Annotated in this window: 29 protein-coding genes and 1 pseudogene; 9 read left to right on the top strand and 21 right to left on the bottom strand. The window is 68.9% G+C overall.

Annotation, left to right across the window (positions count from 1 at the left end; translation table 11 throughout):
* Positions 1-112: 112 nt before the first annotated feature.
* The 21 genes from M8I34_RS20750 to M8I34_RS20650 form a co-directional block, all read right to left on the bottom strand.
* Entirely contained in the window at positions 113-520 is a 408-nt protein-coding gene (locus M8I34_RS20750; protein ID WP_250051020.1) for a hypothetical protein, read from the bottom strand.
* A gap of 24 nt (positions 521-544) precedes the next feature.
* A complete protein-coding gene (locus M8I34_RS20745) occupies positions 545-1,294 on the bottom strand; it encodes a hypothetical protein (protein ID WP_250051018.1) in 750 nt (249 codons plus the stop codon).
* A 20-nt stretch (positions 1,295-1,314) separates the two neighbouring features.
* Positions 1,315-2,013, bottom strand: a complete 699-nt coding sequence (locus tag M8I34_RS20740; protein ID WP_250051016.1) for a hypothetical protein — start codon at positions 2,011-2,013, stop codon at positions 1,315-1,317.
* A 13-nt stretch (positions 2,014-2,026) separates the two neighbouring features.
* A complete protein-coding gene (locus M8I34_RS20735) occupies positions 2,027-2,881 on the bottom strand; it encodes a relaxase/mobilization nuclease (RefSeq protein WP_250051014.1) in 855 nt (284 codons plus the stop codon).
* Positions 2,878-3,648: a hypothetical protein gene (locus tag M8I34_RS20730; protein WP_250051012.1), complete on the bottom strand. Its 771-nt coding sequence runs from the start codon at positions 3,646-3,648 to the stop codon at positions 2,878-2,880. The genes M8I34_RS20735 and M8I34_RS20730 overlap by 4 nt, the downstream gene beginning before the upstream one ends.
* The gene (locus M8I34_RS20725; RefSeq protein ID WP_250051011.1) at positions 3,645-4,079 is read right to left on the bottom strand and encodes a hypothetical protein; all 435 of its coding nucleotides are present in this window, start codon (positions 4,077-4,079) and stop codon (positions 3,645-3,647) included. Before M8I34_RS20725 ends, M8I34_RS20730 begins: the two co-directional genes overlap by 4 nt.
* 1,261 nt (positions 4,080-5,340) lie before the next feature.
* Positions 5,341-5,838 carry a hypothetical protein gene (locus M8I34_RS20720; protein WP_250051010.1) on the bottom strand — a complete coding sequence of 166 codons (498 nt, stop codon included), beginning with the start codon at positions 5,836-5,838 and terminating at the stop codon, positions 5,341-5,343.
* Between the two features lie 95 nt (positions 5,839-5,933).
* Positions 5,934-7,031 (bottom strand): hypothetical protein, encoded by a 1,098-nt coding sequence (locus M8I34_RS20715; RefSeq protein ID WP_250051009.1) that lies wholly within the window; start codon positions 7,029-7,031, stop codon positions 5,934-5,936.
* 105 nt (positions 7,032-7,136) lie between these two features.
* A complete protein-coding gene (locus tag M8I34_RS20710; RefSeq protein ID WP_250051008.1) occupies positions 7,137-7,595 on the bottom strand; it encodes a hypothetical protein in 459 nt (152 codons plus the stop codon).
* 373 nt (positions 7,596-7,968) lie between these two features.
* Positions 7,969-9,081, bottom strand: a complete 1,113-nt coding sequence (locus tag M8I34_RS20705) for a hypothetical protein (protein ID WP_250051007.1) — start codon at positions 9,079-9,081, stop codon at positions 7,969-7,971.
* Positions 9,074-9,805, bottom strand: a complete 732-nt coding sequence (locus M8I34_RS20700; RefSeq protein WP_308372495.1) for a glycosyltransferase — start codon at positions 9,803-9,805, stop codon at positions 9,074-9,076. Before M8I34_RS20700 ends, M8I34_RS20705 begins: the two co-directional genes overlap by 8 nt.
* A gap of 49 nt (positions 9,806-9,854) precedes the next feature.
* Positions 9,855-10,640 carry a hypothetical protein gene (locus M8I34_RS20695; protein WP_250051005.1) on the bottom strand — a complete coding sequence of 262 codons (786 nt, stop codon included), beginning with the start codon at positions 10,638-10,640 and terminating at the stop codon, positions 9,855-9,857.
* A gap of 33 nt (positions 10,641-10,673) precedes the next feature.
* Entirely contained in the window at positions 10,674-11,243 is a 570-nt protein-coding gene (locus M8I34_RS20690; protein ID WP_250051003.1) for a hypothetical protein, read from the bottom strand.
* Between the two features lie 13 nt (positions 11,244-11,256).
* Positions 11,257-12,771, bottom strand: coding sequence for an ATP-binding protein (locus M8I34_RS20685; protein ID WP_250051162.1), 1,515 nt, complete (start codon positions 12,769-12,771; stop codon positions 11,257-11,259).
* A gap of 45 nt (positions 12,772-12,816) precedes the next feature.
* Positions 12,817-13,344, bottom strand: a complete 528-nt coding sequence (locus M8I34_RS20680) for a hypothetical protein (RefSeq protein WP_250051001.1) — start codon at positions 13,342-13,344, stop codon at positions 12,817-12,819.
* 21 nt (positions 13,345-13,365) lie between these two features.
* Complete coding sequence (locus tag M8I34_RS20675) at positions 13,366-13,824, bottom strand: DUF6238 family protein (RefSeq protein WP_250050999.1); 459 nt, start codon at positions 13,822-13,824, stop codon at positions 13,366-13,368.
* Positions 13,825-13,872: 48 nt separating this feature from the next.
* Positions 13,873-15,345, bottom strand: a complete 1,473-nt coding sequence (locus M8I34_RS20670; protein WP_250050997.1) for an SCO6880 family protein — start codon at positions 15,343-15,345, stop codon at positions 13,873-13,875.
* Positions 15,346-15,417: 72 nt separating this feature from the next.
* Positions 15,418-16,755: an ATP-binding protein gene (locus M8I34_RS20665; RefSeq protein WP_250050995.1), complete on the bottom strand. Its 1,338-nt coding sequence runs from the start codon at positions 16,753-16,755 to the stop codon at positions 15,418-15,420.
* Between the two features lie 32 nt (positions 16,756-16,787).
* Positions 16,788-17,462, bottom strand: a complete 675-nt coding sequence (locus M8I34_RS20660; RefSeq protein WP_250050993.1) for a hypothetical protein — start codon at positions 17,460-17,462, stop codon at positions 16,788-16,790.
* The gene (locus tag M8I34_RS20655) at positions 17,462-17,779 is read right to left on the bottom strand and encodes a DUF6112 family protein (protein WP_250051159.1); all 318 of its coding nucleotides are present in this window, start codon (positions 17,777-17,779) and stop codon (positions 17,462-17,464) included. Before M8I34_RS20655 ends, M8I34_RS20660 begins: the two co-directional genes overlap by 1 nt.
* A gap of 117 nt (positions 17,780-17,896) precedes the next feature.
* Positions 17,897-19,018, bottom strand: coding sequence for a C40 family peptidase (locus M8I34_RS20650; protein ID WP_250050991.1), 1,122 nt, complete (start codon positions 19,016-19,018; stop codon positions 17,897-17,899).
* Positions 19,019-19,523: 505 nt separating this feature from the next.
* On the opposite strand from M8I34_RS20650, the gene M8I34_RS20645 reads away from it, so the two are divergent.
* From M8I34_RS20645 to M8I34_RS20605, 9 genes and pseudogenes are all read left to right on the top strand, one after another.
* A complete protein-coding gene (locus M8I34_RS20645) occupies positions 19,524-20,279 on the top strand; it encodes a site-specific DNA-methyltransferase (RefSeq protein ID WP_250050989.1) in 756 nt (251 codons plus the stop codon).
* Between the two features lie 240 nt (positions 20,280-20,519).
* Entirely contained in the window at positions 20,520-21,080 is a 561-nt protein-coding gene (locus M8I34_RS20640) for a DUF4913 domain-containing protein (RefSeq protein ID WP_250050988.1), read from the top strand.
* Positions 21,077-21,544: a hypothetical protein gene (locus M8I34_RS20635; RefSeq protein WP_250050987.1), complete on the top strand. Its 468-nt coding sequence runs from the start codon at positions 21,077-21,079 to the stop codon at positions 21,542-21,544. The genes M8I34_RS20640 and M8I34_RS20635 overlap by 4 nt, the downstream gene beginning before the upstream one ends.
* A gap of 78 nt (positions 21,545-21,622) precedes the next feature.
* Positions 21,623-22,033 (top strand): annotated as a pseudogene (locus tag M8I34_RS20630) (hypothetical protein); the annotation flags it as partial.
* Positions 22,034-22,322: 289 nt separating this feature from the next.
* Positions 22,323-22,577: an SH3 domain-containing protein gene (locus tag M8I34_RS41655; protein ID WP_308372478.1), complete on the top strand. Its 255-nt coding sequence runs from the start codon at positions 22,323-22,325 to the stop codon at positions 22,575-22,577.
* A gap of 9 nt (positions 22,578-22,586) precedes the next feature.
* Entirely contained in the window at positions 22,587-22,931 is a 345-nt protein-coding gene (locus M8I34_RS20620) for an SH3 domain-containing protein (protein WP_250050985.1), read from the top strand.
* Positions 22,932-23,001: 70 nt separating this feature from the next.
* The gene (locus tag M8I34_RS20615; protein WP_250050983.1) at positions 23,002-23,538 is read left to right on the top strand and encodes a hypothetical protein; all 537 of its coding nucleotides are present in this window, start codon (positions 23,002-23,004) and stop codon (positions 23,536-23,538) included.
* Positions 23,535-23,975: a hypothetical protein gene (locus M8I34_RS20610; RefSeq protein WP_250050981.1), complete on the top strand. Its 441-nt coding sequence runs from the start codon at positions 23,535-23,537 to the stop codon at positions 23,973-23,975. The genes M8I34_RS20615 and M8I34_RS20610 overlap by 4 nt, the downstream gene beginning before the upstream one ends.
* A gap of 10 nt (positions 23,976-23,985) precedes the next feature.
* Entirely contained in the window at positions 23,986-24,420 is a 435-nt protein-coding gene (locus M8I34_RS20605) for a hypothetical protein (RefSeq protein WP_250050980.1), read from the top strand.
* Position 24,421 lies beyond the last annotated feature (1 nt).

Genomic DNA, 24,421 nt, shown 5'->3' with positions numbered 1-24,421 from the left:
GCTTGAGGTGGTGGGTGATCGGTCGGGGTGTGCGGGGTGTTACGGAACTCTCCGGTCGGCTGTGTGGTGCAGGCACTGGTGGCCCCAGCCGGTGCCGGGGCCACCGTCGTTCCTACGGGGTGCGCCGGGACGGCTCGGGGCGAGAGGAGGGGGCGGCCGGAGCCGGGTGCGCCGCAGAGGGGCGGGCTCGACGGGAGCGGATTTCCTGCACGGCCTGCTGGTAGGCGGCCTCGTTGAAGATGTCGGGGGTGCAGTTGACCTTGTATCCGGCTACGAGCAGAGCGGGTATAGCGCGGCTCGCCAGACGTTTCTGCTCGCCGGCATCGAGGTGCCCGGGAACCTCGTGCCAGATGTAGACGGGACCGGCGGTACGGACCTCCTGGCGTTCCAGGCCAAGCTGATCGAGCAGGTCGAGGAGCTGATCGGGGGCGCTGGAAGGGGTTTCGGCGTAAATGGTGTTGGTCAGGGCTTTGCGGTAGATCTCGACATCGGTGCCGTACTCGTCGGCTCTATTGCCCATCAGGTTCTCCTTCCAGAACGGGATTCATCGAGTCCTGGCTATTGAGGCGTGGACAGCAGGGGCCGCCGCCACCGCGGGCGTGGCGGCGGGTGCGATGCCGCCCGACGGATGCTGAAGGGCGGTGCCGATGCCGAGAGCGTCGAGCTGTCGGCCGGCATCGCGCACAGCGCGCGCCTGGGTAACGATGTCGTCGCCGTTGAGGCGGTACACACCCGCGCTGTCACGGACGAAGCCGTTGGTGGCCAGGACAGCGCCGGCCTTCTCACCGACAGGGGAGGCGGCGAGGCCGCCGTCGGGCTGCCAGGTCAGGACGACCCGGTCCGCCTGTGACGGCTGCACGCCTTGGGCAGCGTTGTGCCGGGCCTGCGTGAGCGCGATGTCGTAGCGGGCCAGTAGGTCACCGGCGACCTGCTCGGCCCCCAAGAAGGGGTCGTCAGTCAGGGCGATGCCGTTCGGTTCGTGGATGTCGCGGTATGCCTCGTCGGGCAGGTCGCGGGGGGCGACAGCGGCGATGAGGAAGCCGTCGCGCTCGTCGTGACGGTGGAGAACGGCGAGCCGGGCACCATCCGCTCGGGTCAGGACAGATGCCTGCTGGAGCGGGTGATGGGCGAGGGACTCGGCGACGAGGTCCAGGTCCCAGATCCGGTCTACCAGTTCGGCGAGGTCGTCCTTGTGCTCAGGGGGGATGTAGGTGCTGGTCCAGCTGTCAGGGAGTTCGCTGGCGAGGACGTCGGCGTACGAGGCGAGACGCTCAGAGTTTTCGTGGTCGTGCATGGTGTCCTTGGGCGGGTGGGTCAGCGGCGCATCGAGGCGGCCACCGGCGGGGGAGGCGGAGCCGGAACCGTGCGCGGCGGGGGAGGGCAGGCGCACACGGCGGAACGCTCCCGCTCGTTCGACGGCACCTGCTCGGTACAGATGCTGCGGCCGGGGTGCGGGGCGTGGCGGTCGGCGAGGGCGTTGCGGGTGTGGGAGAGGTCGCTCGTGATGACGCCCAGGCGCTCGTCGGCCAGGTAGCGCAGGCGCCGGGCGATATGCGGATCGGCCGGGGCACCGAGCCCCTCGTGGAAATCGGCGAGGGCGACGAGCACCTCGTCGACGGCGGCGAGGACACCGTCGTGCGCGGCGGTCAGATCGGTGAGGGCATCGGCCACCTCGTCGGTCGTGGTGGCTTCGCGGATGCGTTCGGCGATGTGGGCGACCGAAGTCCCCAGCGGCAGATAGTGCACCGGACGGTGGTCGGTGTCGAATTCCCCATCGCAGTCGACGTGGTAGCCAGCGGAACGAAGCCGGCCGACCGCTTCGGTGGCGAGGCGGGCCTCGTCGTGCTCCGCGAGGTTGGTGGGGACGCGGTGGTAAGTCTCGTGGGCTCGTACGACGGGGACGAACCCGGTGCGCTGAAGGAGGCTGTGGGCCTCTGGGTCGCCGCCCCGGGCGAGGACTTCATCGGAGAACGGATCGCGTCGGATGGTCAGGAAGCGGTCGGCTCGGGGCAAAGAAAAGCTTCTCCTAGCGTGGTTGGCGTGTGGCTGCCTGGATCGCGGGTGGTGCCGGAATGGCTGTGCGCGGGGGCGGGGCGTTCAGGTGAGTGGCGACGGCTTGGAGATCCTGCTGGATGCCGTAGAGGCGGTGGGCGATTAGCTCCAGACGGTGCGCGGTGTCGGCGCCGGCGGCGCCGGACTGGTGGGCGATGCGGTGAGCGGTCTGTTCGACGAGGCCACGCACCGCGACCAGCAGGCCATCCTGTTCATTGGCGAGCGGGGCGAGAACCCTGCCAAATTGCGATGCCGCTGTCGGCGCTTCCTTAGCGCTGCCCTGCTGTTGGGAGGTGACCCGTGGAGGAATGAGGTGCAGGTCCGCTTCGATGAGGCGGGTCTCGTCGGAGAGCCTTCGCAGGAGATCAGTTGGCTGGCGTAGCCAAGTGCCGTCGAGACAGATGAGGTTGGCGATGAGATCGAGGCGTCCGTGCTTGCCCTGGACAGCGATCCAGTGGCAGTCGTTCGAGTCCCCTGGTGTTTCGATGCCGGCGACGCGGGCGAGACGGTGGGCGGCCTCCGCCCACTCCGCACGGGACAGCTCCCGGTCGTCGGGGTGGAGTCGCACATCGAGGTGGAAGATTGCCCGCCGGTCGTCTTGGGGGCTGGCGGCGAACGGATGCTCCAGGAGTGGGTCTTCGAGGTGCTCGGCCCACTGTTTGGCTGTCCACGTGGCCTGTTCGTCGTCCAGGGTGTAGGAGTCCAGCCCCGGCCAGTAGGCGACGACGGCATGTTCGGTCAGTCCGCCCACGAAGGGCACCGCGTATCCCAGCGCCTCGCTGAGCGGGTCGTGCGGGGTGTGGGTGCGTTCGTTGATGCGGGGGATCATGCTGCTGTTCCTCCCTTGGGACTGGGCAGGTCGCGGGCGGCTGCGATCAGGGAGCGCTCGCGCACCAGGTCGGCGTGCACGGTGATGTCACCCGGCGGGAGAAGGTCCAGGGCCCGGTCGATGGCAGCGAGCCCTGCGTCGTTTCGGCCGAGCCGACGCAGGGCGCCGGCCACGCGGAAGAGCAGGATCGGGTCTCTGGCGGTGTCGAAGCCCGGTCGGGAGCTGAGAGCCAGGAGCCGCTCTGCACCTTGGTCCAAGTCCTGGCCCAGCCACAGACCGTGCAGCAGAACGTGCAGCGTCTTGGTGTGCTCCCCTGCCTCCGCGAGTACCTCGTCCATCAATGCCAGGCCCTCCGGACGGGACTGGCCCAGCAGCGCGAAGGCGTACAGGGCGCGGCTGTAGCAATCCAGTGACCGGAGCGTGGTGCTCGGGAGCTGTTCGATGACGGCTTGGAGGGTGGGGCAGCGGAAATCGAACCGAAGGGCGCTCAGGTACAGATGCCGGAAGGTGCGGCTGGTGACCGGATCGGGGCCAGCGTCGGTGGCCTGCTCCGGGCTCAGCAGACCAAGAACGCTGTGCCCAGCGGAGCGTGCCGCCCATGCGGCATTCGCGCATACCTCAGCCGATTCGCGCCAGTCGGCACCGAGTTCGCGCAGATCCCCTGCCAGGCGGACCGGCCAGTACGTGTCGGCCGGATGAGCGGCGGCTCGGGCTTCCGTGTCGAGGAGAGCGCGGGCCCGGCCGGGGCGGCGTACGGGGAGGGTCACCGGCAGCTCCGGGCATCGGCGATGTGCACCAGCTGACCAAGGGCGGTGGTGGTGTACCAGCCGCAGTCGATCAGCGCGTCATGGTCGGCGTACTTCGGCAGAAGGCGGTCTTCCATGGCGCGCAGGTAGATCAGACACTCCGGGCATCGGCGCGAGAGATGCACCAGGTACCGGGGGTGGCCTGTGATGTATGTCTGCGCGCCTCCGGTGGCGTCGCGCAGACGCCATCCGTCCTCGTCGGTGGGCGTGTGCCAGGAGGGAGCGACGACGTGCACTGCATCTCCCCACAGCTCCCCGCCGGCCACGCCCTTGAGGATGACGACCTGGTCTCCGGGCTCGAAGTGGGCATGGGTGATGTCCCGGGCGGGCGTTAGCGGGTCAGGCGTCGGCGCGAACGCAGGTGTGGGCGGGGGCGTCGAGGGCGATGTCATACGAGTCCTTCCACGCGGATAGGGGTGGCGGCGGAAGGATCAATGGTCCGGAGGATCGCCGGTTTGGCTAACCGGCGATCGTCGTCTATGTTGCGCCCGGCTGGCCCGGGTGATCGCGCGGGCCGTCTCTCCCCACTCCGACTAGTCGGCTTCGTTCCCAGGAGCCTCGACGACGTGGATGTCTGCCGCTGCGAGGTCGACGGCCCTGTGCAGGGCGTAGATCGGCGCAGGGACCCAGAAGTCGAGAGATTGTGACCCACATCACTTACGTGTGTGGGGTGTTCAGAGTGGGCCCGTGCGTCCGGACCGATGCTTGCCGCTCCACTCTGGCGGCAGGGTGCATGACCTGGGGATTTTCATCCGGCTCAAATCTGGTAATTATGACGACGCTGGAAGGTGCGGTATCCGCTAATTTACCTACGGGGGTGGGGGGATCAAGTTTTAAGTGTCGCGGCCACCGAGAGGCGTACGGACGGCGAGTCCTGGCCCATCTTGGGTGGGAGGTTAAGCCTGCCCACCTTTTCCGGGCGATCATTCGGAAAGGGGGTGATAGACGTGCAGAATACTGGTCAGGATTCGCTTGCGGAGCTGAAGCGGTCACGGTCCAGGCGCCGCCTGCGGGCACGCTGGCGCCGTCGGCTGGGGACCGCGGTCCGCGTGGCGCAACTCGGCCTGATCGTCGTGCAAATCGCACAAGCGATCACGTCGTGGCCTGCTTGACCAGGGTGTACTGGCAGGAGCCCGCCATGTACGACGGGCTCCTGCCTTGCATCCACGTCTAACCCGAGCGGGGCCTGTCGTTGCTTGGCCGCGGCGCAGGCCCCGTCTTCTTTGTGGATGACTCTTAAGACTCTACCACTCAAACTAAATTGCCTGAGATCCGCGAACTAATTTTTGGCTTCACTCTTCATTATTCCAATGGCTATCCGAAACCGGATCTGTTCGTGAATATTCGTTTCGAGTCTTGCTGTGCGTGTATCGATCGAAATGCTGGCGCGATTTTCTCCCCCCGTCACCCATTTGGGGGGCGAGATTTCGTGCCTTCTCGTCCTGAGTGATGGGTGTGGTGCAGGTGTCCGGGCACGTCTTCGGTTGGGCGCCCGCGGTTCTGTCCAAGCGCAGGTCAGGTCCCCCGCTCAAGGTGAGCCGTAGCTACAGTCCGTCACGCGGCATCGGTAGGCAGGGCCACGGACTCACTCACCCATTCGGGTGAAGGGCATTCATTTTCGTGCCCGCTGATTCGCCCCCGACCTGGTGGCGGTTAGCGGAACGGGTTCTCCGTCCCACGGTCTGCCTCGCTGGCCGCATCGAGGAGTTCGAGCAGGTCAGAGACGTCCGCGTCACGCTGGTCGATCCACCAGCCAGCCCGGGTTACCAAGCGGGCCCTCTCCTCCAGCTCCGCCCAGTCGGCCTCGTCCCAGGCGCTCTCGATGACCAGCGCGGTGTGTGCGGCGGCCATCAGCTGGTGACGAGAGCGCTGCCCCCAGTCCAGGGCCTTGTCCGGGCCCTCCAGCGGCGGCATGTCGAACTTCTCGGCCCATTCGGCGGCGGCCTGCTGCTCCTCGGCGCGCTTGGCGGCGAGCCACTGCTCCTTGGACGCGGTGTCGGCGTCACGCGCCGCCTTCCAACAGTCGGTGCAGTCCCTCCCTGAGAGCCAGCGGGCGAAGCTGGCCCGCCGGTCAGCCGGTCGGTCGGACAGGTCGTGGGTGACCGAGTGGCCACAGGGGTGTTCGATGATCCAATGTGTACGGACGGCCATAGGCGAATCTCCTTGAAGACGTGCAAGGGGCGGGAAGTTGGGGTGCCTGCTCAGGCGTGTCCGCGTCGGTGCGTCGACCGGGGCGGAATGGTGCTCTAGCGGTGGCGTGCGGTTGCTGTGGTGCGCGGCGTCGGTACGGGCGGCGTGGTGTCCAGGGCGGGGCGTGGGCGGATCCGAGGTGCGGGGGTGCGGTGGGGCGGCAGGACGGCGATGGTCGCGCCGAGGTCTTCGGCTGCCTCGTGGACCTCGCGGGTGAGGAATTCGACCTGTCGGCCGAGCGAGGCGAGCCGGGCAGCGACCTGGCGGCCCTGCACGCTCTCCAGAGCGAAGGCGAACTGGCCTGCGGTTTCCAAGAGTTCCTGGAGGCGGACCAGCGGGCCCGCGTCGTAGCCGTGCTGGGTGGTGGTGAGCAGAGCTTCGGAGACGTCCGTTGCGGTGCGGGCCTCGACGACATCCCGGCGCAGTTCCTGCAAGGACACCTCGGGCACGAGCTCTGGGCGGTTGAAGCGCGAGACGTCCGGTCGCAGCACTCCAGGGGGAACGGGGCGCGGTAGCGCCTGCCCGGCCGCGTACTCGCTGTCGTAGTGCCCGATCACCTGACACTCCGGCGCATCCGGGTCACCGACCAGAGCAATCGTGGTGGACGTGTCGTCCTCGACCAGATCGGCGAGCGTGATCCGTCGACCGTCGGCGGCGTACCACGACTCCATCAGCTCCAGCTCACCACGCCTCTGGGCAGCCCGGGCCCTTTCGCTCCACATCTGACGCTCCTGGGCGTTCAGTTCGGTTGCGGGCTGGTGATGCTGGTCGGAGAGGTCGACGGCGATGGAGCCGTGGTCGGCCCAGGCGGCGAGATGCGGCCATACCCCTGCGTGCTGCTCCCGCTCAGCATCCGAGCCAGGAGTGGCGGGCTCATCGAGGACGCGGACGATCTCGGCATGGGACTCGGCGAGGCTGTCGAGGACGCTTCGCCACGCGGCGGTGTGTCGGGCGGGGGGAAGCTCGTCGAGCGCGCGGTGGGCGGCGGTCAGCAGTTCGTCGGCGCGCGGGGCAAGATCCATGGCGTAAGCCTCGATAGCTGCGCGGTTCCGGCGTGCGCGGGCTGCCGTGGCGGTGTGATGGTGGACGGTCCGTCCATAGCGGTCGCGGGTGGTGTCGAGCACGGTCTCCACCTCGCGGTCGAAGACGGCCATCCGCAGCCGGAAGTTACCTGCACGGGAGCGAAGTTCGGCCGTCGAAGGCGTGGGGGATATGGGGATCGGTTGCTCCTGGTGGTCGGTGTCAGCGGGACCGGGCCGTCATCGCGACCGGCCGGGGGCAGAGTCGGGGAATCGGGCGGTGGGCGCGTAGCCCGGCTCCGGCAGGGCCGACCGCGCGGGCGGCAGTGACGCCGTCGGTGTCATGCCGTACTGCGGTGACTGGCCAGCGGCTGCCTGTGCGATCCGGCTTCGCCGATCCGACAGGCCATTGGACTGGATGGGGCGAGGCGGCCTCGCTGCGGCAGCCGGATCGAGGGCGACGTCGGTCTGCACGTCGTAGCCGTGGCGGCGCAGGTCATGGACGGCCTGCCGGGTGCGGCGCGGTCCGTCGCGCTCGGGCTCGGTAAGTCGGAAGAGGCCCGGTTGGTCGGGGACGGGCTCGAACTGTTCCCGGACGAGGAACCAATGGGCCAGGTGCGCGGGCATGGAGGAGGAGAAGGTGGCGACGAAGCCGTGGTTGGGGTGAGCGCCGAAGGCGAAGTGGGTGGATGCGGCCAAGGCGGGGAGCTTTCGGTTGTGTCTGGGCGCGGGCACCGACGGACGGGTGGCTGTCTCAGCGGGCGGGAGGGGCGCAGCGCCCGCGTGGAGGGCTGGGCGCCGGCCCATCGGCGGTGCGTGCGGTGATGACCTGGTGGCGCCCGCGGCCTTCGGCCCGGCGGTCGTGGTGCAGGGTGATACGCCCGCAGGGGCTCGTGGCCGTGAACGTGGTTGTGCTCATGCGGGACGGCCACTGCTGGGTACTGGCGAATCTGGCGAGATGCGACTGGTGTTGGGCTGGCCAGCTGGCGGCCAGGTACCGCGGGCTGATGTGGAAAGAGCCGTCGCCCATGGGGTGTTCGGGGGGTGCCATGAAGTTCCTTGGGCCTGGTGCTCAGCGGCGCGGTGCGGGGGTGCCCGGCGGGAGGGCGCGAGGCGGAGCCGGCGCGGCGAGGCCGTTTCGCACACGTGGGGTGCAGGTGTGCGCCTGGCGGAGGAACGTCTCGCCGTGGGTGAGCCAGGTCTCGATGGGCGTCCAGGTTCGGGTAGCGCGCTCGCCGCGGGTGAGCGGGACGCCGGAGGCCAGCTCTTCGTGGACGGCCTCGGTGTCGGCCAGGGCTCCCGCCAGGCGTGCAAGGGCGGTGGCGTCCTCGGGCCACGGGGTGGTGGCGGGACGGCAGCGGTTCAGCAGCGCGGGCGCGTGGTCGAGCACGGCGAGGAAGTTGCGCCAGGCGTTGTCCAGGAGATCCTCGGTCGAGCTTCCGAGGGCATCGAACTCGGGCGGGGTGGCGTCGTTGTACTGGCCGGAGGCAACCATGGCCGTCCAGGTGCTGTGTTCGCTGCGGAGGCGGGCGAGCGCCGCGGCGACGGCGTCGGTGCTGCGGGCATGGACGGCGCGGTCGTAGGTCGGAAGGTACCGTTCGGTGATCGCTCGTGCCGCGAGACCGGGGGAGGGCGGCAGGACGACGCTTCGCGGGGCATGCGGGTCAGCGAAGCCCCCTTCCAGGGGCATGGGCGCGAAGGCCCCGATCAGGTAGTCGCGTTGGTGCCCGGGGCGCTCGGCAAGTAGGAGGCCGGTGCCGGTGGTGGCGTTGGTGAGGGTGGCCGCGTACGGGAGGCGGGTGGTGCGCACGGCGCGTCCGAGCTCGCCGCTGTCCCACAGCCACGGCACGAGGTCCTCCTGCCACAGGGGATGGGAGTAGATCTCGACCTGTGCATCCCACTGGCCGGGCAGCAGGCGGGCGACGTGGTCAGCCATGTCGCCGATGAACTGCCGGCTGCTGACACTGACGGTGGTGTGGTGCCGCTCGGCGCACCGGATCAGACCGGCCACCGTGGTACGGGAAGCGGTTGACTCGTTGGCCGGCAGGTAGTAGATGCCGGCTTCGCCGCGCTGGAATCCGCTCTCTCGCAGAGCGGTGTGCGCCCAGGGGTACTTCTCGCCGGAGGCGAGGGCGACGATGCCGTTGTGCCGACTATCGGTGAGGATGATCTCGGCGTCAGCCATGGGCGAGTGCCTCCCCGGACCGGAAGGCGGCGCGCAGGCTGCGGCCGTAGTTCCAGGCGTGCTCGCGGGACGCGGATTCCAGCTGATCGTACGTGGCCTGCTTGGTCATCTGGCCCGGGTGCTTGCGGTAGCGGTAGACCGGGACGGGCAGCAGGACCCCGGGGGCGAGGTTGGTCACGCCGAGGGCCATGTAGTCCTCGCCCTGGACGAGGCCGCCCATCGGCGCCGCCCGCACCAGGTCGGTGCGAGCCAGGATCGTCGTGGGGCCGATCGGAATGGTGTCCGACGGGCGCTTCCAGTACGTCCACACATCACCGGCCTGGTGCAGGCCGGGCGGCGTGGGACAGCGCCACAGGGTGGTCGAGCCGTCGGGGTGACGGTCCTCGCTCCATCCTGCGCACCAGCCCACTCCGGTTGATTCAAGAGCGTTGAGCTGCGTCGCCATGGCGTCGTCGGTGAACTCGTCATCATCGTCTGCCCAGTTCACATAGCGCGTGCGGACCTGGGTGAGGGCGAGGTTGCGGGCGCAGGCGGCGCCGACGGCCCGGGGGAGGGCGAGAGTGCGGATGCGGGGGTCGGTCACGAGCGGCGCCGGCAGGCGGGCGGGGTCGGCGCCGTCGATGGCGATCACCGCTTCCCACGGCACGGTCTGCCGGGTGAGGCTGGCGTGCATGGCGGTCAGGTAGTCGAGACGTTCGTCGTGCAGGCGGGTCGCGATGACGATCGTGATGCGGGGAGTGGGCAGGTCGGTCTCCGGTGAGGGGCGGGAGGGGTCAGCGGCGTGCAGTGGTTCGGGGCCTGCCCAACGCGGTGGCGGGAACGGTGGTCGGAGGCGCGGGTGGGTGCTGGTTGGTGGCCGGTGTCGCGTGGCGGAGATTCACGCCGATGCCCTGCGTCGCGAGCTGGTGGGTTACCGCCTGGATACGAAGTGCACGACCCGCCTCTCCGTACGCGGTGGGCAGGAGGAAAGCGGCTCGGTGCGGGTGGTACTGGAAGCCGTGCGCGTACAGGTGTATCCGTGCCTCCTCGGGCACGCTGGCATAAGGGGTGCCCAGCACTCCGTCCTCGTACCAGACCAGAGTGACGACCTGGTCGGCCTCGGGCGGGATGTGAAGCAGTGGCGGCTCAGGCCGTTCCCGGGCGTTGCGGCGTACGTCGATCAGGGCGCACCTGTAGTGGGGCAGGAGACGCCGGGTGACCGCGGCGGCGGCACGCAGCGGGTCGCCGCCGACCTTGATGCCGTTGGGCTCGCCCACACCATCGAAGTGGTGCGGCTTGAGGGTCCCATCGCGCAGGGGTGCGACGAGGAACTGGTGGCGGTGCAGGGGCCGATCGATGACGCAGAGCCGTTGGCCGGCGGGGCCGTCGAGCAGCGCGTGGTGGCGGAGGACGAACTCGGAAAACGCCCAGCTGACGAGGCCGTTGTCCCAGACCTCTTCCGCAAGTGGGAACTGGTCGCGGTAGGCGCCGTGCTGGCGATATTCACTGGTCCAGGTGCCGGGCAGGCGGGCGGCGAGGGAGGCGGCGAAGGAGGACAGGTCTGCGCGGTGGTGGGGCATGGGCTCCTTGGGGCCGAGGTGTTTCGGTTCGGGTCAGCGGTGGCGTGTGCTCGGCTTGGGCGGTGGAGGTGCTGGGCTCTCCCGTGGGGAAGGCGCCGGGAAGAAGCGGTGGAAGTCGAGGTGGTTGCTGAGTTCCTTGGCCGCGTCGCGGAGCGATTCCGACGTGCGCCGTAGGTAGGCGCGCCCCGTGGCATGGTCGATGACCATGCGGTGTTCCAGTTGCTGCCTGTCGGCCGGGCGGGAGGACCGGCGCAGGGAGAGGGCGGTCTCCGCCGTCTCTGCGAAGTACGGTGCGGCGAAGCACGCCATGGTGGAAGCCGTCGAGAGGCGGGCGAGTACAGCACTGCCGTCTCGGTTCGTGCTGTGGGCGGTCTGGGCGAAGTCGGCGGTGAACTGGACGACGTCGCGGGCGAGGGACTGCGCGTCGGCGGCGTGCTGGATCAGCTCGGCGTAGGACGGCGCGGCCGGCATATGGCCGGTGCCGTCCAGCAGCCGCCACTGCTCCGCGGCGTCGAGGAGTTTGACCTTCATGTCGTCGAACGCGGCGATAAGACGGAGAGTGTCGTCGCGAGGTATCAGTTCGCGCTGGACATTGGGATTCATGAGCCTCTTGTTGTCAATGCATGCGGGCGTCGGTGTCGAAGAGCGCTAGCTCGTGGCTGTGCAGGAGGTGCTGCACGATGAAGCTCCGGCCCGCGACTTTCCACAGGCCCCTGCCACGGTTGAGGTGCGCGATGGCGTCCATCTCGACGGAGGTCAGGCCGAGCAGAGAGGCCGCGGCGTGGAGCTGGTCGGTCTCCTGGCGGTAGATGATGCGGGTGGAGCAGTCGGCGAGGAGGCCCTCGGCCAGCGCCCGGCCTTGTGATCCGGCGTCGCCTGCGGTGAGCAGATCGCTGAGCCGGTGGATCACCATCAAGTTCGCGATGCCGAGGCCGCGGGAGAGCTTCCACTGGGCCTGCATACGTTGCAGCAGTCCGACATGGCCCATCAGACGCCATGCCTCGTCGTAGACGATCCACCGTCGGCCGCCGCGCGGGTCGGTGAGGGCGGACTCCATCCAGGCGGAGGCACAGGTCATGGCGAGAACGAGGGCGGTGTCGTCACCGCCTCCGCCGAGCCGGGACAGGTCGATCGTGAGCATCGGTGTGCTGGGGTCGAAGCGCACGGTGGAAGGTGCGTCGAACATGCCGGCCAGGTCGCCGTGGACCAATCTCCGCATGGCGTGGGCGAGATCGGACGCTGCCTCGCCGAGCCGTCCGGACATCATCCCTGCAGCTTCGTCGAGCTGGGTAGGGTCGTTGAGGGCGGCGGCGACGTCGCCGAGAAGCGGGGCCCGGTCGGCGGCTTGGGCGCGGATGACCACGGCGTTGAGGGCGACGTCGAGGGCGGTGTGCTCCATGGGCAGCAGGTCCCGGCCGAGGACGGTCCGCGCCAGGGAGCCGAGCAGCAGCAGACGCCTCTTGCGGATCTCGCCGACCCAGTCGGCCTCGGAGATGCTCTCCGGGCATGGCGCGGCATCCAGGGGGTTGAGGCGGCCGGGCAGCCCGGGGCCCAGCGCGACGGACGTACCGCCCAGCGCCTGCGCTACCGGCGTCCACTCCCCCTTGGGATCGCAGGGGACATAGACCCGGTAGCCGAAGGCGACCGACCGGAGGGCGAAGCTCTTGGCCAGCGCGCTCTTGCCCTGGCCGATCACCCCTGCCAGCAAAACGTTCGGATTCGTGAAGCCCTCCACACGGCCGTAGAGCGCGAACGGGTCGAACACGAAACTGCCTTCGGCGTGGACGTCGCGGCCGATGTAGATGCCCTCTGCCCCCAGCCCGCCCTCGGCGAGGAACGGATACGCTCCCGCGACGGTGGCAGTGGTCATGCGGTGGGCGGGCAGTCTGAGCTTGTTGTTGCGGGAGGACGCGGGGCCGGGTCGTCCCGCGGGCGGGAAGAGGGGCGCCGGCATCTCCTGCTCCTCCACACCGGTGCCGCTGGCGTAGACGGCTGCTTCGACGCGGGCCTTCGCGGTTGCCTCGGCGAGCTGCCGACGGGCGGTTTTCCGGGAGGCGCGGTCCGTGCCGTGCGGGGTGAACAGGGGGCTGGCGCTGGCACGGCGGGCGCGGCGCGCGGGTCGGTGGCTTATGGCAGGGCGGCTTTCACGTGATGACGGTCTGGACGCGGTGGAGGGTCAGACGCGCGGGGAGGCGCGGAAAATCAGCGGCTTCCGGTAGCCCTTGCCATCGCCCGCCCAGTCCAGCTCGATGTAGCCGTCGGCGAGGTAACGGCTGGAGCCCGCCCGGTGCTTGAGGGTCCCGGTTTCGTACGAGCCGTTGCCGTTGCTGCTGCTGTGTGCCAGCGCGTGCTTCAGGCCGGTGTAGTTGGCGTACTTCACGAGCGGGTCCGTGCCCTTCGCGCTTTGCTTGGTCTGCAGGTGGAAGCGGGCCTTGGCGAACCGGTTCTTCGGGGCCGAGTAGGGGCCGTCCCAGTTGACCTTGGCCGTGGTGTAGATGTAGCCGCCGCTCCGCTTGGCGCAGAGCCGGACGTCGAAGTCCCAGTTGTCGCTGTCCGGGTTGAACGACGGGTCGTCGACGGTGTAGCTGCTGGTGGTGCAGTGGTAGCTGGCGGCGGAGGCCGGTGTGGCGGTGACCAGGGCGGTGGTGCCGGCGAGGGCGGCGAGGATGGCGGCGGTGGAGGTGGAACGCTTAAGGGCGCGCATTTGGTGCCTTTCGGTGATGGGTTACTGGCTGCTGGGGGCGGTGTGGCCGTGCAGCGGGGTGTTGAGGTCGCTCGGAGTGGTCTTGCGGCGGACGCTGTGCCCGGTGGCCAGATGGCGCTGGCAGATAGTGAGGACTGGCGGTCCCTCCGGTAGCCGTTCCGGGCGGCACTCAGTGGAGGTGGTGGACGCTGCCGGCAGGAGGTGGAAGGCGGAGTGGATCTCGGCAATGGCCTGCCACAACCGGGTGTGTGCGACGGAGAGGTGCCGGCTCGCGCCGGGAAGCGGAGGGCGCGTTGTGTCGGCGAGTTGGTCGAGTAGCCGGTGCAGGGCGGCCAGGTGGGCATGGAGCACGTCGAGGTGAGCGCGGTCTGCCGGCTCCGGCGATGCTGTCTGGGCAAGTGCGCGGGTGTGGTGGCGGATGCCGGCGGTGGCGGCGCGGAGGTAGGGGTGCGCGTCGTCGGCGTGGGGAGGCGAGTTCAAAGGTGCGGGGGTCCTTGCTGCCGCCGTATCAGTGGAGAGGGCGGGGGGTCAGAGAGTGGTGCGAGCCAGCGGCAGTGCGGAGACGGCGAAGGCGTCGGGCTGCTGGTAGTTGAGGCGTCGCAGGTCGACACCGGCGGTGACGGCGGCGGTCTCGATCTGCGCGCAGGCAGCGTCCAGGAGGTCGTCGCTCTGGGCGGTGACGGTGACCAGTCCGGTCAGGGCGACATCAGCGTGTCCGGCGATGAGCTGCCGCTCGCGCTGCTTGACGTCGGCGTATTCGACGCTGTCCTCTTCGCTGTCGACCTGGCCGCGCCGGGCGCGTTCGCTGGCGTCGGCCATGATCGCCGACTTGCGGCGCTGGACGTCGCGCAGCGCCGACTCGATTCCCTGGGGCACGTACACCAGGGACAGGCTGCGGCGGACCCCGGCGGTGAACATCAGGCCGTGGAGGAATCCGGCGCCGACTTGGATGCGCGGCCAGTTCTCCACCCAGTAGGTGGCGTGGCGGGCGGAATCGGTGGCCAGTCGGTCCCAGTCCTCGACCTGGACGACGGGTCCGGCGGCGGCGGGATCGGCTTCCGCGCGGCCGGTCTCGGACCACTGCTGCAGGGCCGACAGGGCTTTGGGGTCGTAGGCGGTGCGGATGACGGCGGCGACTTCCCGTGCGCTGAGCCAGCCGGTGACCGTTAGTCCGGCATTCCGGGCGGCCTGGGCGACGCTGGCCGTGGTCTGCTGCATGACGGTGAAGGCACCGGGCAGCCCGCCACCGGCCTGCGAGATCAGGCGTCTGGCGGCTTTGAGGTCCAGGGAGATCGCGAGGTACGTCTCGTGCGGTGCTGCCGCGGGTCCGGCGGCGGCAACCAGTTCGGAGTAGACCTGCCCGGCGACCGGGGTGTCGGGTCGGCCGTGCTGGGTCCAGTGCCGGGCGAGGGTATCGCCGCTGTCGGGGACGGTGCGCTCCAGGACCTGCACGGTGGCGACGTGTCCGGTGCGGGCGATGCCCGCCAGAGTTCGGCCCCACCCGTTGACGTTGTGGTTCTGCGTCGCGGGGTCGAGCAGGGCGAACGCTCTGCTACTGACTCGGGCGATGGCGGTGAGGGTCTGCTGATGAGGATCGTGAATGGCGGCCGAGCCGGTGGCGGAGTCGCCGGGAGTGACGACCTTGAGGGAGGCGGAGGTGCCGGGCAGGTGCAGGACGCCGTCCTGCCGGGGCCGGGTGATGGGACGGGCGAGCCAGAGGGTCTGCCCAGTGCGACGGCGGTTTGCGTAGCGCGCCACGATGGGGGCCCAGTCGATCAATGAGCGGCCGTGCCGACGGTTCGTCACCAGGGCAGCGACGGCCGCCCACAGCGGTGCGAGGGCGATGGCGCCAACGAGCCCGGTCGTCATGACCGTCACCAGAAGCAGCGCCAGTGCACCGGATACCAAGGCGAGTTGGGAAAGAGTAAGACCGAGGAGAATGCCGCGGCGAGACCGGTGCGGAAACTTCACCGAGACCGGGGCGACGGAGAGATCAGACAAAGAGCAGTGGTCCTGGGCGCGGGGCTGGGGGCGGGAGACGGAGACCTCCCGCCCCCAGGGGTCGGACAGGGGTTAGGTACCGGTCGGCGGGGGTGACGAGGGACTGACGGACTGTGGCTCGGAGGGCGTCGCCCCCTGCGGCGGCGGGGTCGTGGTGGGCGGCCTGGACTGCCATCCGCCGGCCTGGCCTGCTGCGGCGCCTTCTCCGGAGCCGCCTGCTGCTGAACTTCCGCCTACGTGCCCGCTGGTGTCATCGGCGGCATTGGTCGGCGGCGGCTGGACGGCCTTCTCCAGCCCCGACTTGGCGGCATCACCGCCTGATGAGACCCCCGAGTCTCCGCCGGAGGACGTGGCGGTGATGTCGCCGGGGAACTCTCCGGAGCCTGCGGCGGGGCCTTGGGGAGCTGCGCCCGCCGCGGCGGCTGCTCCGCCGGTTCCGGCGGTGGCGGCCATGGAAGCACCCTTGCGTCCGGCACGTTCGGCGTGCTGCCGGGCCATCTGGGCACCGGCGCCACCGGCGCGGTGGATCGACTCCCCGTCTGTGCCCTCGGCCGCCCAGTGGACGAACTTGAACACGGCGTATGGGCACAGCAGTACCAGGACCATGATCACGATCCCGGACAGGACGTCGGCGAGTGCACCGAGCCCGCCCTTGGGAGAGGTGTTGCCCATCGCGGCGACGCCGAGGACGAAGATGATCGTCATCAGCAGCTTGGAGACCACGAGGGTGGCGGTGGCTTCGATCCATCCCTTACGCCAGCGGCGGGCGGCTTCCCAGCCGCCACCGGCACCCGCGAAGATCGCGAGGGTGACCATGACGAGGATGCCGACCTTGCGGACCAGCATTACGCACCAGTACAGGACGGCGCCGAGGGCGACTCCGAGGCCGGCCACGGTGGCGACCATCCAGCCCAAGTTGGATAGCGCGCCGATCTCCGAGACCTTCACGGTGCGTCGCACAGCCGTCTCGACGGACTGGTGTGAGGCCCGGAAGAGGCCGTCGGACAGGGCGTCGACCACTTCGATGGCGATGGTGGTGGCGGCGATGGCGCCGAAGGCAAATAGGCAACCCGACATGGTGCCGGTGAAAGCCTGGGCGAGGGCCTGGCCGTCGCGTCGGACGGCGGCACGGATGAGCTGCGCACAGAAGGTGGCGACCAGGATGGTCAGCCCGATGGGCAGCAACATCTCGTAGTTGTCGCGGAACCATCCCGCGCTCAGGTCGACATGGGTGGTGGAGTTGACGGCTTTCGCGGCGAGGTCGGCTGCCGCGGCGGCGAGTTCGCCGGCGCTCTTGGCGATCCAGTTGCCGATCGCCGCGCCGGGGTTAGAGGCGAAGTCGATCGCGTCGCCGGCTGCGTCGGTGGCCGAGCAGACCTTGTCCGCCAGGGGCAAGTCACAAAAGGCCATGGGAGCGTGTCTCTCCTTTCGGAATCAGGCGGTCAGGGCGCGACGCGAGGGGAGATGGCGGCCAGGGAGCAGTCGTGATGGGGCCGGCACTGCACGGCGAGCGTGATGGCGCGTTCCTCGGCACCGCCGCCGTGCTTCTTCCAGGCCATCTTCTGCTTGCCGTTGACGGTGACGACGTAGACGTACGCCTCGGTGATCGCTGACGGGTCGTCCGCCAGGGCCTGCTTGAACGTGCTCGGGAAGTGCCCCTCGGCGGCCGTGCCAGTGGCGTGCTGGTCCTGGTCGGCCATACGCGACCACAGCACCGGATCAGGTACCTGGCCGGAGACCGAGGTCCAGTCGGCGTACTTCGCCTCGCCGGTCATCCATGCCTGCATGCCGTCGAGTTGCTGGCCACGGCTGGTATTCCGGGTGTCGTAGGACCACAGCATCGTCGCGGCGGCTTTGGCGTAGGCGACCGGATCAGAAGTCTGTGGCGGCTTTGGCACCGAGCCGGTTCTCACCGGCCGGTCCGGCGCGGGCGGAGGCGAACTGCTCGTCGGTATGGGGTGCTCTGGGGGCTGCTCGCTGCGGCCGGTGAGGAGGGCCGCGCCGCCGGCGATGGCCAGCAGCACGGTCAAGGCGAGGGCGACGATCGCGATGCGTCGGTTGGCCGGCCAGCGGAAGCCGTACGCGGATCGGGATCGGGGAGAGGGGGGCTTGGACATCAGTGGATCTGCGACCCCAGCGAGCTGAAGAACGCGACCACACCGTTGGCGGCGCCGAGGCCGAGGGCTGCGCCGGCGGAGACGGTGGCGCCTTTCTTGCCGTTCGCCTCGGCCTGGTGGCCGCCCGAGTGATGGCCCCAGGCCCACACACCGAGCGAGACGGCCAGGGCGCCAACGACGGCGATGATGCCGAAGAGGTTGATCGAGTTGACGACGGACTTCAGGACGGAGAGGCCGGGCAAGCCACCGTCCTGGGGTGTGATGCCGGGGTTGTAGGCGAGGTAGACGATCGCGCGGTCTGCGAGTGACGTGGTGATGGCAAAGCTCCTTGCATGCCAGGCAGGGGACAGCCCGGCGGGAAGGGGAGAAGAGAGCAGAGGGAGGGGCGCCGAGCTCCAGGTGCGGAGGAGAGGCGACGGGCCGAGCGGGCGGCATCAGACGACGCGGCGCGCGGCGAGAATCGACCAGTCCGCGATCGGGGTGATCCGGACCGGCTTGGACGTCCGGGGGGCCTCGATGACCAAGCCGTCACCGAGCGCCATGCCGACGTGTTCGGGGCGGGAGGCAGTGCCCCGGCTGAAAATCAGATCGCCGGGCTTCAGGCTCTGCGGCGAGACGGCCTTGCCATCACGGACCTGCGTGTATGTGGTGCGGGTGAGCTTGACGCCGGCGTGGGCGTACGCCTGCTCCGTCAGCGAGCTGCAGTCGCAGCGGCCCATCGGGTGAGGTCCGCGTGGGGAAGTGCAGTGTCCGCCCCACTGGTAGGGCGTGCCGAGCTGCTGCATTGCCCATCGCATGGCCTTGCGAGCCCTGGGGGCGGCACCCTTGGGGATCTTGTAGCCCTTCGGGACCTTGCCTTCGGGGATGGGGCCCCAGCTGGAGCCGTCCTTGCTTGGGACACACACCGAGGAGGCGCCCGATGACGCGTCCTGGGCGTCTTTGCCCTGCGCGGAGTGGGGGAGCGACGCGGTGATGGCCCTATCCAGCGCGGTAGCCAGGCTTTCCCACCGCGCGTACGCGTGGGGGAAGCCGGACTTCTGGACGCGTTGGGCGGCCTGCGCGACGGTCAGCTGCTGCCAGCCGTGAACCTTCTCCAGCGCCTTGTAGAACCGTGTCGTGGCGTAGACGGGGTCATGGAGCTGCTGGGCGGTGCCCCAGCCCTGGCTGGGCCGCTGCTGGAACAGCCCGACCGAGTCGCGGTCGCCACTGCCCAGGTTGCGCAGGCGTGATTCCTGCATCGCGGTGGCCAGGGCTACAACCTGGCCGCGGGCTGGCACGTTGAGGCTGATGCCGGTGGTGATGATGGTCTGGGCGTTGGGGATCTGTGTCGCGGGCAGCGTGAGGTCTTTGATGTGGACGTGCTTGCTGTCCGCGCCGTCGAGGAGCTTGGTGATCTTCTTCGTGGCCGCGTTGGTGTTGCTACCGGTGGTGAGGCAGTCGCTGAACTGCCCGCTGTTCTGGGCGGCTTGGCTGGCGGTGGCCATCATCGTGGCCGTACCGAAGAGGAGAACGGGGGAGAGGACGACGACGCCGAGGCCGGCGGCGAGCGCCTTCAACCTGTGCGGCCCGCTGGCCGATCACCGTTTTCAGGCAGGGGCGGGTAGCGAGAGGTCATAAATGTCCTTGAGTGCAGTTCCGGCGTGCCGCGTGCGCGTGGAGTGGTGGAGGGGGCGGCGGCCGGGGTGGGCTGTCGAGGTGTAGGTCGGCTTTGGCGAGTTGCCGCTCGCCGCGCCGGCCAGGGTGTGGGCTAGGGGTGCCGGGGCAGGGGGAACCTCCGTGAGGCAGGGTGGGGTTCAGTCAGCGGCGGTGTTGCGCCGGGGCAGTTCAAAAACAGTAGGCCCAGATTGGCAGTTGACCAAAAAGCTGACGTGAGGGGCCGGATTCCGACCCCCCTGCACGACACTTCTTGGTCGTCGGCAAATTCCCCTCTACAGTTTTGGGACTCCCCCCGCCCTCTGCTTGCAGCCCCGGGCTTCTGTACGCCTATTTCGGCTCGCGGGGACTTACACGTGCGACGGGGAGCTATCCCACCTTAAGCTCCCACCCGAATCGGGGTTCTCTTTGCCCTTTTCCCTTCACCAGGGCGATGCTCTCAGCGTCCTCGCCGATCTTCCGGACGACTGTGTCGACTCCGTCATCACCGACCCGCCGTATAACTCTGGGGGCCGGACCGCGAAGGAGCGCACGACCCGCTCCGCGAAGCAGAAGTACACCTCCGCCGATGCCGGCCACGGCCTGGCTGACTTCACCGGCGAGAACATGGACCAACGCAGTTACGGCTTCTGGCTGACACAGATTATGACCGAGGCGCACCGGCTGACGAAGCCCGGCGGCACGGCGCTACTGTTCACCGACTGGCGCCAGCTCCCCGTCACCACCGATGCGATCCAGGCGGCTGGCTGGCTGTGGCGGGGTGTGCTGGCCTGGCACAAGCCGCAGGCCAGGCCCCAGAAGGGGCGCTTCACCCAGAACTGCGAGTTCATTGTCTGGGCCAGCAACGGGTCCATCGACGGTTCCCGTAACCCGGTCTACCTGCCCGGCCTTTACAGCGCCTCGCAGCCGTCGGGCAAGCAGCGGCAGCACATCACACAAAAGCCCGTCGAGGTGATGCGCGAGCTGGTCAAGATCAGTCCCGAGAGCGGCACGGTACTCGACTTCTGCGCCGGCTCCGGCTCGACAGGGGTCGCGGCCCTGCTGGAGGGCCGCGACTTCATCGGCGTAGAGAAGACGAAGCACTACGCCTCGATCGCAGCGGACCGTTTGACGGAGACGATCCGCAAAAACCTCACTCAAGACGACGTGACACTCACTGCCTGACGCCCAACACCGTGACGTGCGGGAGAATTTGGACCCATCTCCGTACCGGCGGGCCCATTAGTACCCTGCCGAAAGTTCCAGTGCAATTACTCGCCACGCTTCCCGTTTCCCCTTTTTCACGGCTCGTAGGAGGTCATTCCCATGCCTGAATCCGTAGACCCGCCTGCCGACGGGGAGTTGGAACCGGTACACATTCCAGATGCTCAATTGGAGGGGATAGAGGCCAGCGTCCGACGGCTGATGGAGCAGTCGGCGCAGCAGGCCCAGCAGCTCGACCACCTTGCCTCAACCCCGACTGCCGGGGGCGGCGGTTCTCCGTTCGCGGCGTTCGGCCTGCCGGGGCTCGGCGGAGCGGCCCCGGCAGCGCCGCCGGAGCCACGTCCCATTCTGGAGCTGGAGGGCGAGGCGTACGAGGACGAACTCGACGCACTGAGTGACTGGGTGGACGATTGCCTCCTCCCGGTCTACGGGGCGGAGGTCACCACGGCGGCGCCCTGGTGCCTGCAGTGGCAGGAGCACGCCGACGTCGTCGCTTGGCTTCATGCCCTCTGGCTCGCCTATCAGCAGCACAAAGATCCCGAAGCGGGCCTGTCTGGGATGCTCGTGTGGCATCGGGACTTCCTGACCCACACCATCGCGGCGATCCGCTCGCCTGGCGGTCCGCTGTCGGCGTGCATGACCTCCCCGGACCGCCCCGCTCACCGAGTCCTTCCCGGCCCCCCGCCGTCGGCGCGAGCCGAGAAGGCAACAGAGGCCGAGCCGGAGTCATCCGCGTCCGGTGAGCACGAGCTGGCGTCATGACCGGGGGGCGCCCGGCCTTCGGCCTGAGCTTCGACCCTCGTGCGCTCACCGACCTCCTCCAAGCCCCCACCGACATTCGCGATCTCACCCTCGCCTACCTGCAAGAAGTTGTGAACGCCGAGCGATTCGGGATTCGGCTCACAGGTGATTTGAAGGACTATCGCAAGTTGTTCGTGGATTCCCGGCGGGAATGGCGCGTTGTCTACGGCCTCCGACCAGCGCCCGAGACGTCCACCTACCGGCAGGAAGTCCACGTCGTCGCCGTTCGGCCACGGGCAGGCAACGACGTCTACGACACGGTCGGACGCCGCCTGGGGATGGCCAGCCGACCGCTGAGCGCGCGCACTCACGCGGCGCGCTCCCGCTCCCCGCAGCTCACGACCCGCAACTCGGCTCCGATGCCCTCTGCGGTACCGGGCCTGCCGCACCCCACGCGGGCCCCCTCGCACCGTCACGCCCGCTGACTCATATAGCGCTGGCGATGCCTCCTGGACCAGCGCTGGTGCCTGTCCGGAGCGTGGCCTCCCAATTCGACCGCTGCCGGCTGCCCCACGGATTCGATTGAACTCAACCTGGGATCGGGCCCGCAGCCCGCGGACGAGGCAACCCGGGCTCTGGAGCGAAGGCTCGCGACCGACGGAGACCACTTCGCACTCGGGTACTCCTACACCCACGACTACCCGGGCGACCCGGTCATCGTGGCGGCGCTGCGTGCCCTCGATGGCCGCTCCTCCCCCTTCCGTGTCGTGATCGAAGAAGTCGATAGCGACGCCCGGACCTACAGCCTGCGCGAGGGTGGCTTCGCCACGGTCGGAGAAGCCCTCCAGTGGTGCGATGACCGGCTCAGGGGCAAGGCCGGACCGCTCCCACCCGTCAGGCCGGCCACGTCACTCGTCCGCCCGACTCCCGCACCGAAGGCACCTGCTCCACGGCCGCCGGGCCGATCGCGCTGAGCCTCGAAGCGACCATGCGCGGCGCAACATAGCCGACGATCGCCGGTTGGCCAAACCGGCGATTCTCCGGACTCTTATATGGCTGCCGGGACGACAGCTCTGGCCGCCTCTCCACACATTCCCCCTTCCGGAAGGAGGCTTATTCCGCATGCGCTCAACACGAATTGCGAAGGTCGTCGCGATGCTCCATTCTCGCCCCGCCGATCGCCTCAGCGGCGGTGGCTACGGATGTCCCGGCTAACGCGGCGAGTAGCCCCCAGGTCTCCCGGCCGTGTGACCGTCCTGGCTCGTGGGTGATCGACACGAAGGCCGTGACCATCCGCTCGGATGCGTCGTCGAAGTCGACCCCCCCATCGGGATTCTGTACTGCGGCCACAAGTTCACCGTCCACAAGACCCGCGGTAACTGGCACTACATCACCAACACGACCACCGGCGAAAGGGGCTGGGTCTCCAGCACCTACGTCTACCGCAGGTCTACATGTGCCTCGACTGATGTAACCGCCCCCGCATACCTCGCCTCGCTTTCTCCCTTCAACTGTTAGGAAATCTCCTTGCGCCTTTCCCGTCTTGCCGCCGCCGCAGCCGTGACCGCGGCCATCGCGCTGCCTGCCGTCACCGCTCCGGCGGCCAACGCCGCAGCCCCGGCATCCTTCGCTGCCTCCGCCTCGTGTGACAAGTCCGGGCCGTACAAGGTCCATGCCAGCGCTGTCACCATCCGCTCGAAGGCGTCGTCGAAGTCCACCGCTGTCGGGGTTCTTTACAAGAGCCACAAGTTCACCGTCCACAAGGTGACCAAGTCCGGTTATTGGGTCTACATCACGGACAAGAAGACCGGCGTAAAGGGCTGGGTCTCCGGTGTCTACGTCTACCCGACCGTCTACACCTGCCTCCACTAAGAGGCCACGCCGCGCTGTCAATTTCCGCCGGTGAGTCTCAAGGAGTCGCTGCACATGAAAGGAATGCACTGTGCTTGATGACATGGACGATGTCATGGGCGTCATCACCGAGCAGATCGAGGCCCGCTTCGGTATGAGCCTTCTCGAACTGCAAAGGGCTGTCACAGCGGCTCCGCATGAGAACCGTGAGGCCACCGAAGTCGTTCATTGGCACGGCCTGCTCGCCGAGTCCCAGAAGGTACTGGAAGAGGCCGAAGACAATCTCGTCGCGGTACTCGAAACCCAGCCGATTGAACTCGATGACCCAGCTATGGAAATGGCTCACCGAGTAAATGCAGCCGTCTCCGCCAGGAACGGGCGAGCCGGGGTCGTGCAGTGGCTTCTCGACCTCGATGCCCCTGGGAAGAAGGGCCTGGCCGCGGAACGGGCGGCTCGCTTCAGCCGCGGGGCCCGGGAGCTCCCGGTCGGAAACCAGGGCCTGGCCGCGGAACGGCTGGCGGCCCGTCTCAGCGGCGGGGCCCGGCAGGGCCCGGCCGTGCAGACCACCACGCCACCCCGGCCCGCTACTGTACCGGAACCGGTATCCCGACGGGTGCCCCTGCGGTGAGCGTCCGGCTCAAGCCCAGCACCCTGGACCCCCGGCTGGAGCAGGTTTTCGACGCTCCTATCGCCGAGCTGTACGCGACAGCCACCAGCCCGGATGCCTCCGCCGCCTTGACCCGCGCCATGGAGCTGCGTTCGTTCCTCGCCCTGGCCGAGGAGCAGGTCGTCCGCGTCCGCGACCGAGTCCGCCACGCCATGGCTGCCGAGCACGACGTGGACGAGCTGTCCGCGGGTGACCTGCGATTTGACGCGCAGTGGCTGGACGCTGCGCTCGACGCCCGCAACAGCTACCGAGCCGCCCTGGGTGACCTGCTGCGGACCATGCCGACTGCGTGCCAGCAGCCCCGGCCCGTCCGCATGGCACAACCGGTGGCCGCCACCACCCTCCCCACTGCCGCCCCGGCACCGCAGCGTGCCGGGGCGGCCCGGGCCCGACCGTGAAAGCCCCCGATTGCCTGACCACATCACCTCCCCCGAGGTAGCCGGACGGATCCAGGACCTCTACGGCGCGCCGCTGGCCGACCTTGAAGCCCACGCCCAGGAGCAGCCGCCCGGCATGCTCGCCGCCCTTCTCGGCATGCACCGAGACCTTGCCGTCGCCGAGCAGAGCATCACCGTCCAACGCGACCTTCTCGGTCAATTCGTCCACCCCGATCGACAGATCGGCGGACACGAGGTGACGCACGTTCTCGACTGCGCCCGGCGCCTCGCCGAAGCAGTCGCTGTCCGCGACTTCCAGGCCAAGACGGCTTTCGCCGTCCTCCAGAGCCTGGGTCGCGTCGCCTCTGCCGAGGGGCGCGCCGCCTCCTCCGAGCCGGTAGCCGCCTCCGTGCCGGCCCTGCCTGCTACTCCTGCCTCGGCCGCGAGCACCGCTCCGAGCCGCTGAC

The sequence above is a fragment of the Streptomyces sp. MCA2 genome (assembly GCF_023544705.1).
In the GTDB taxonomy this organism is placed as follows: domain Bacteria; phylum Actinomycetota; class Actinomycetes; order Streptomycetales; family Streptomycetaceae; genus Streptomyces; species Streptomyces decoyicus.
Note: the sequence above shows the minus strand (reverse complement) of the source record. Positions and strands in the feature narration are given on the sequence as shown.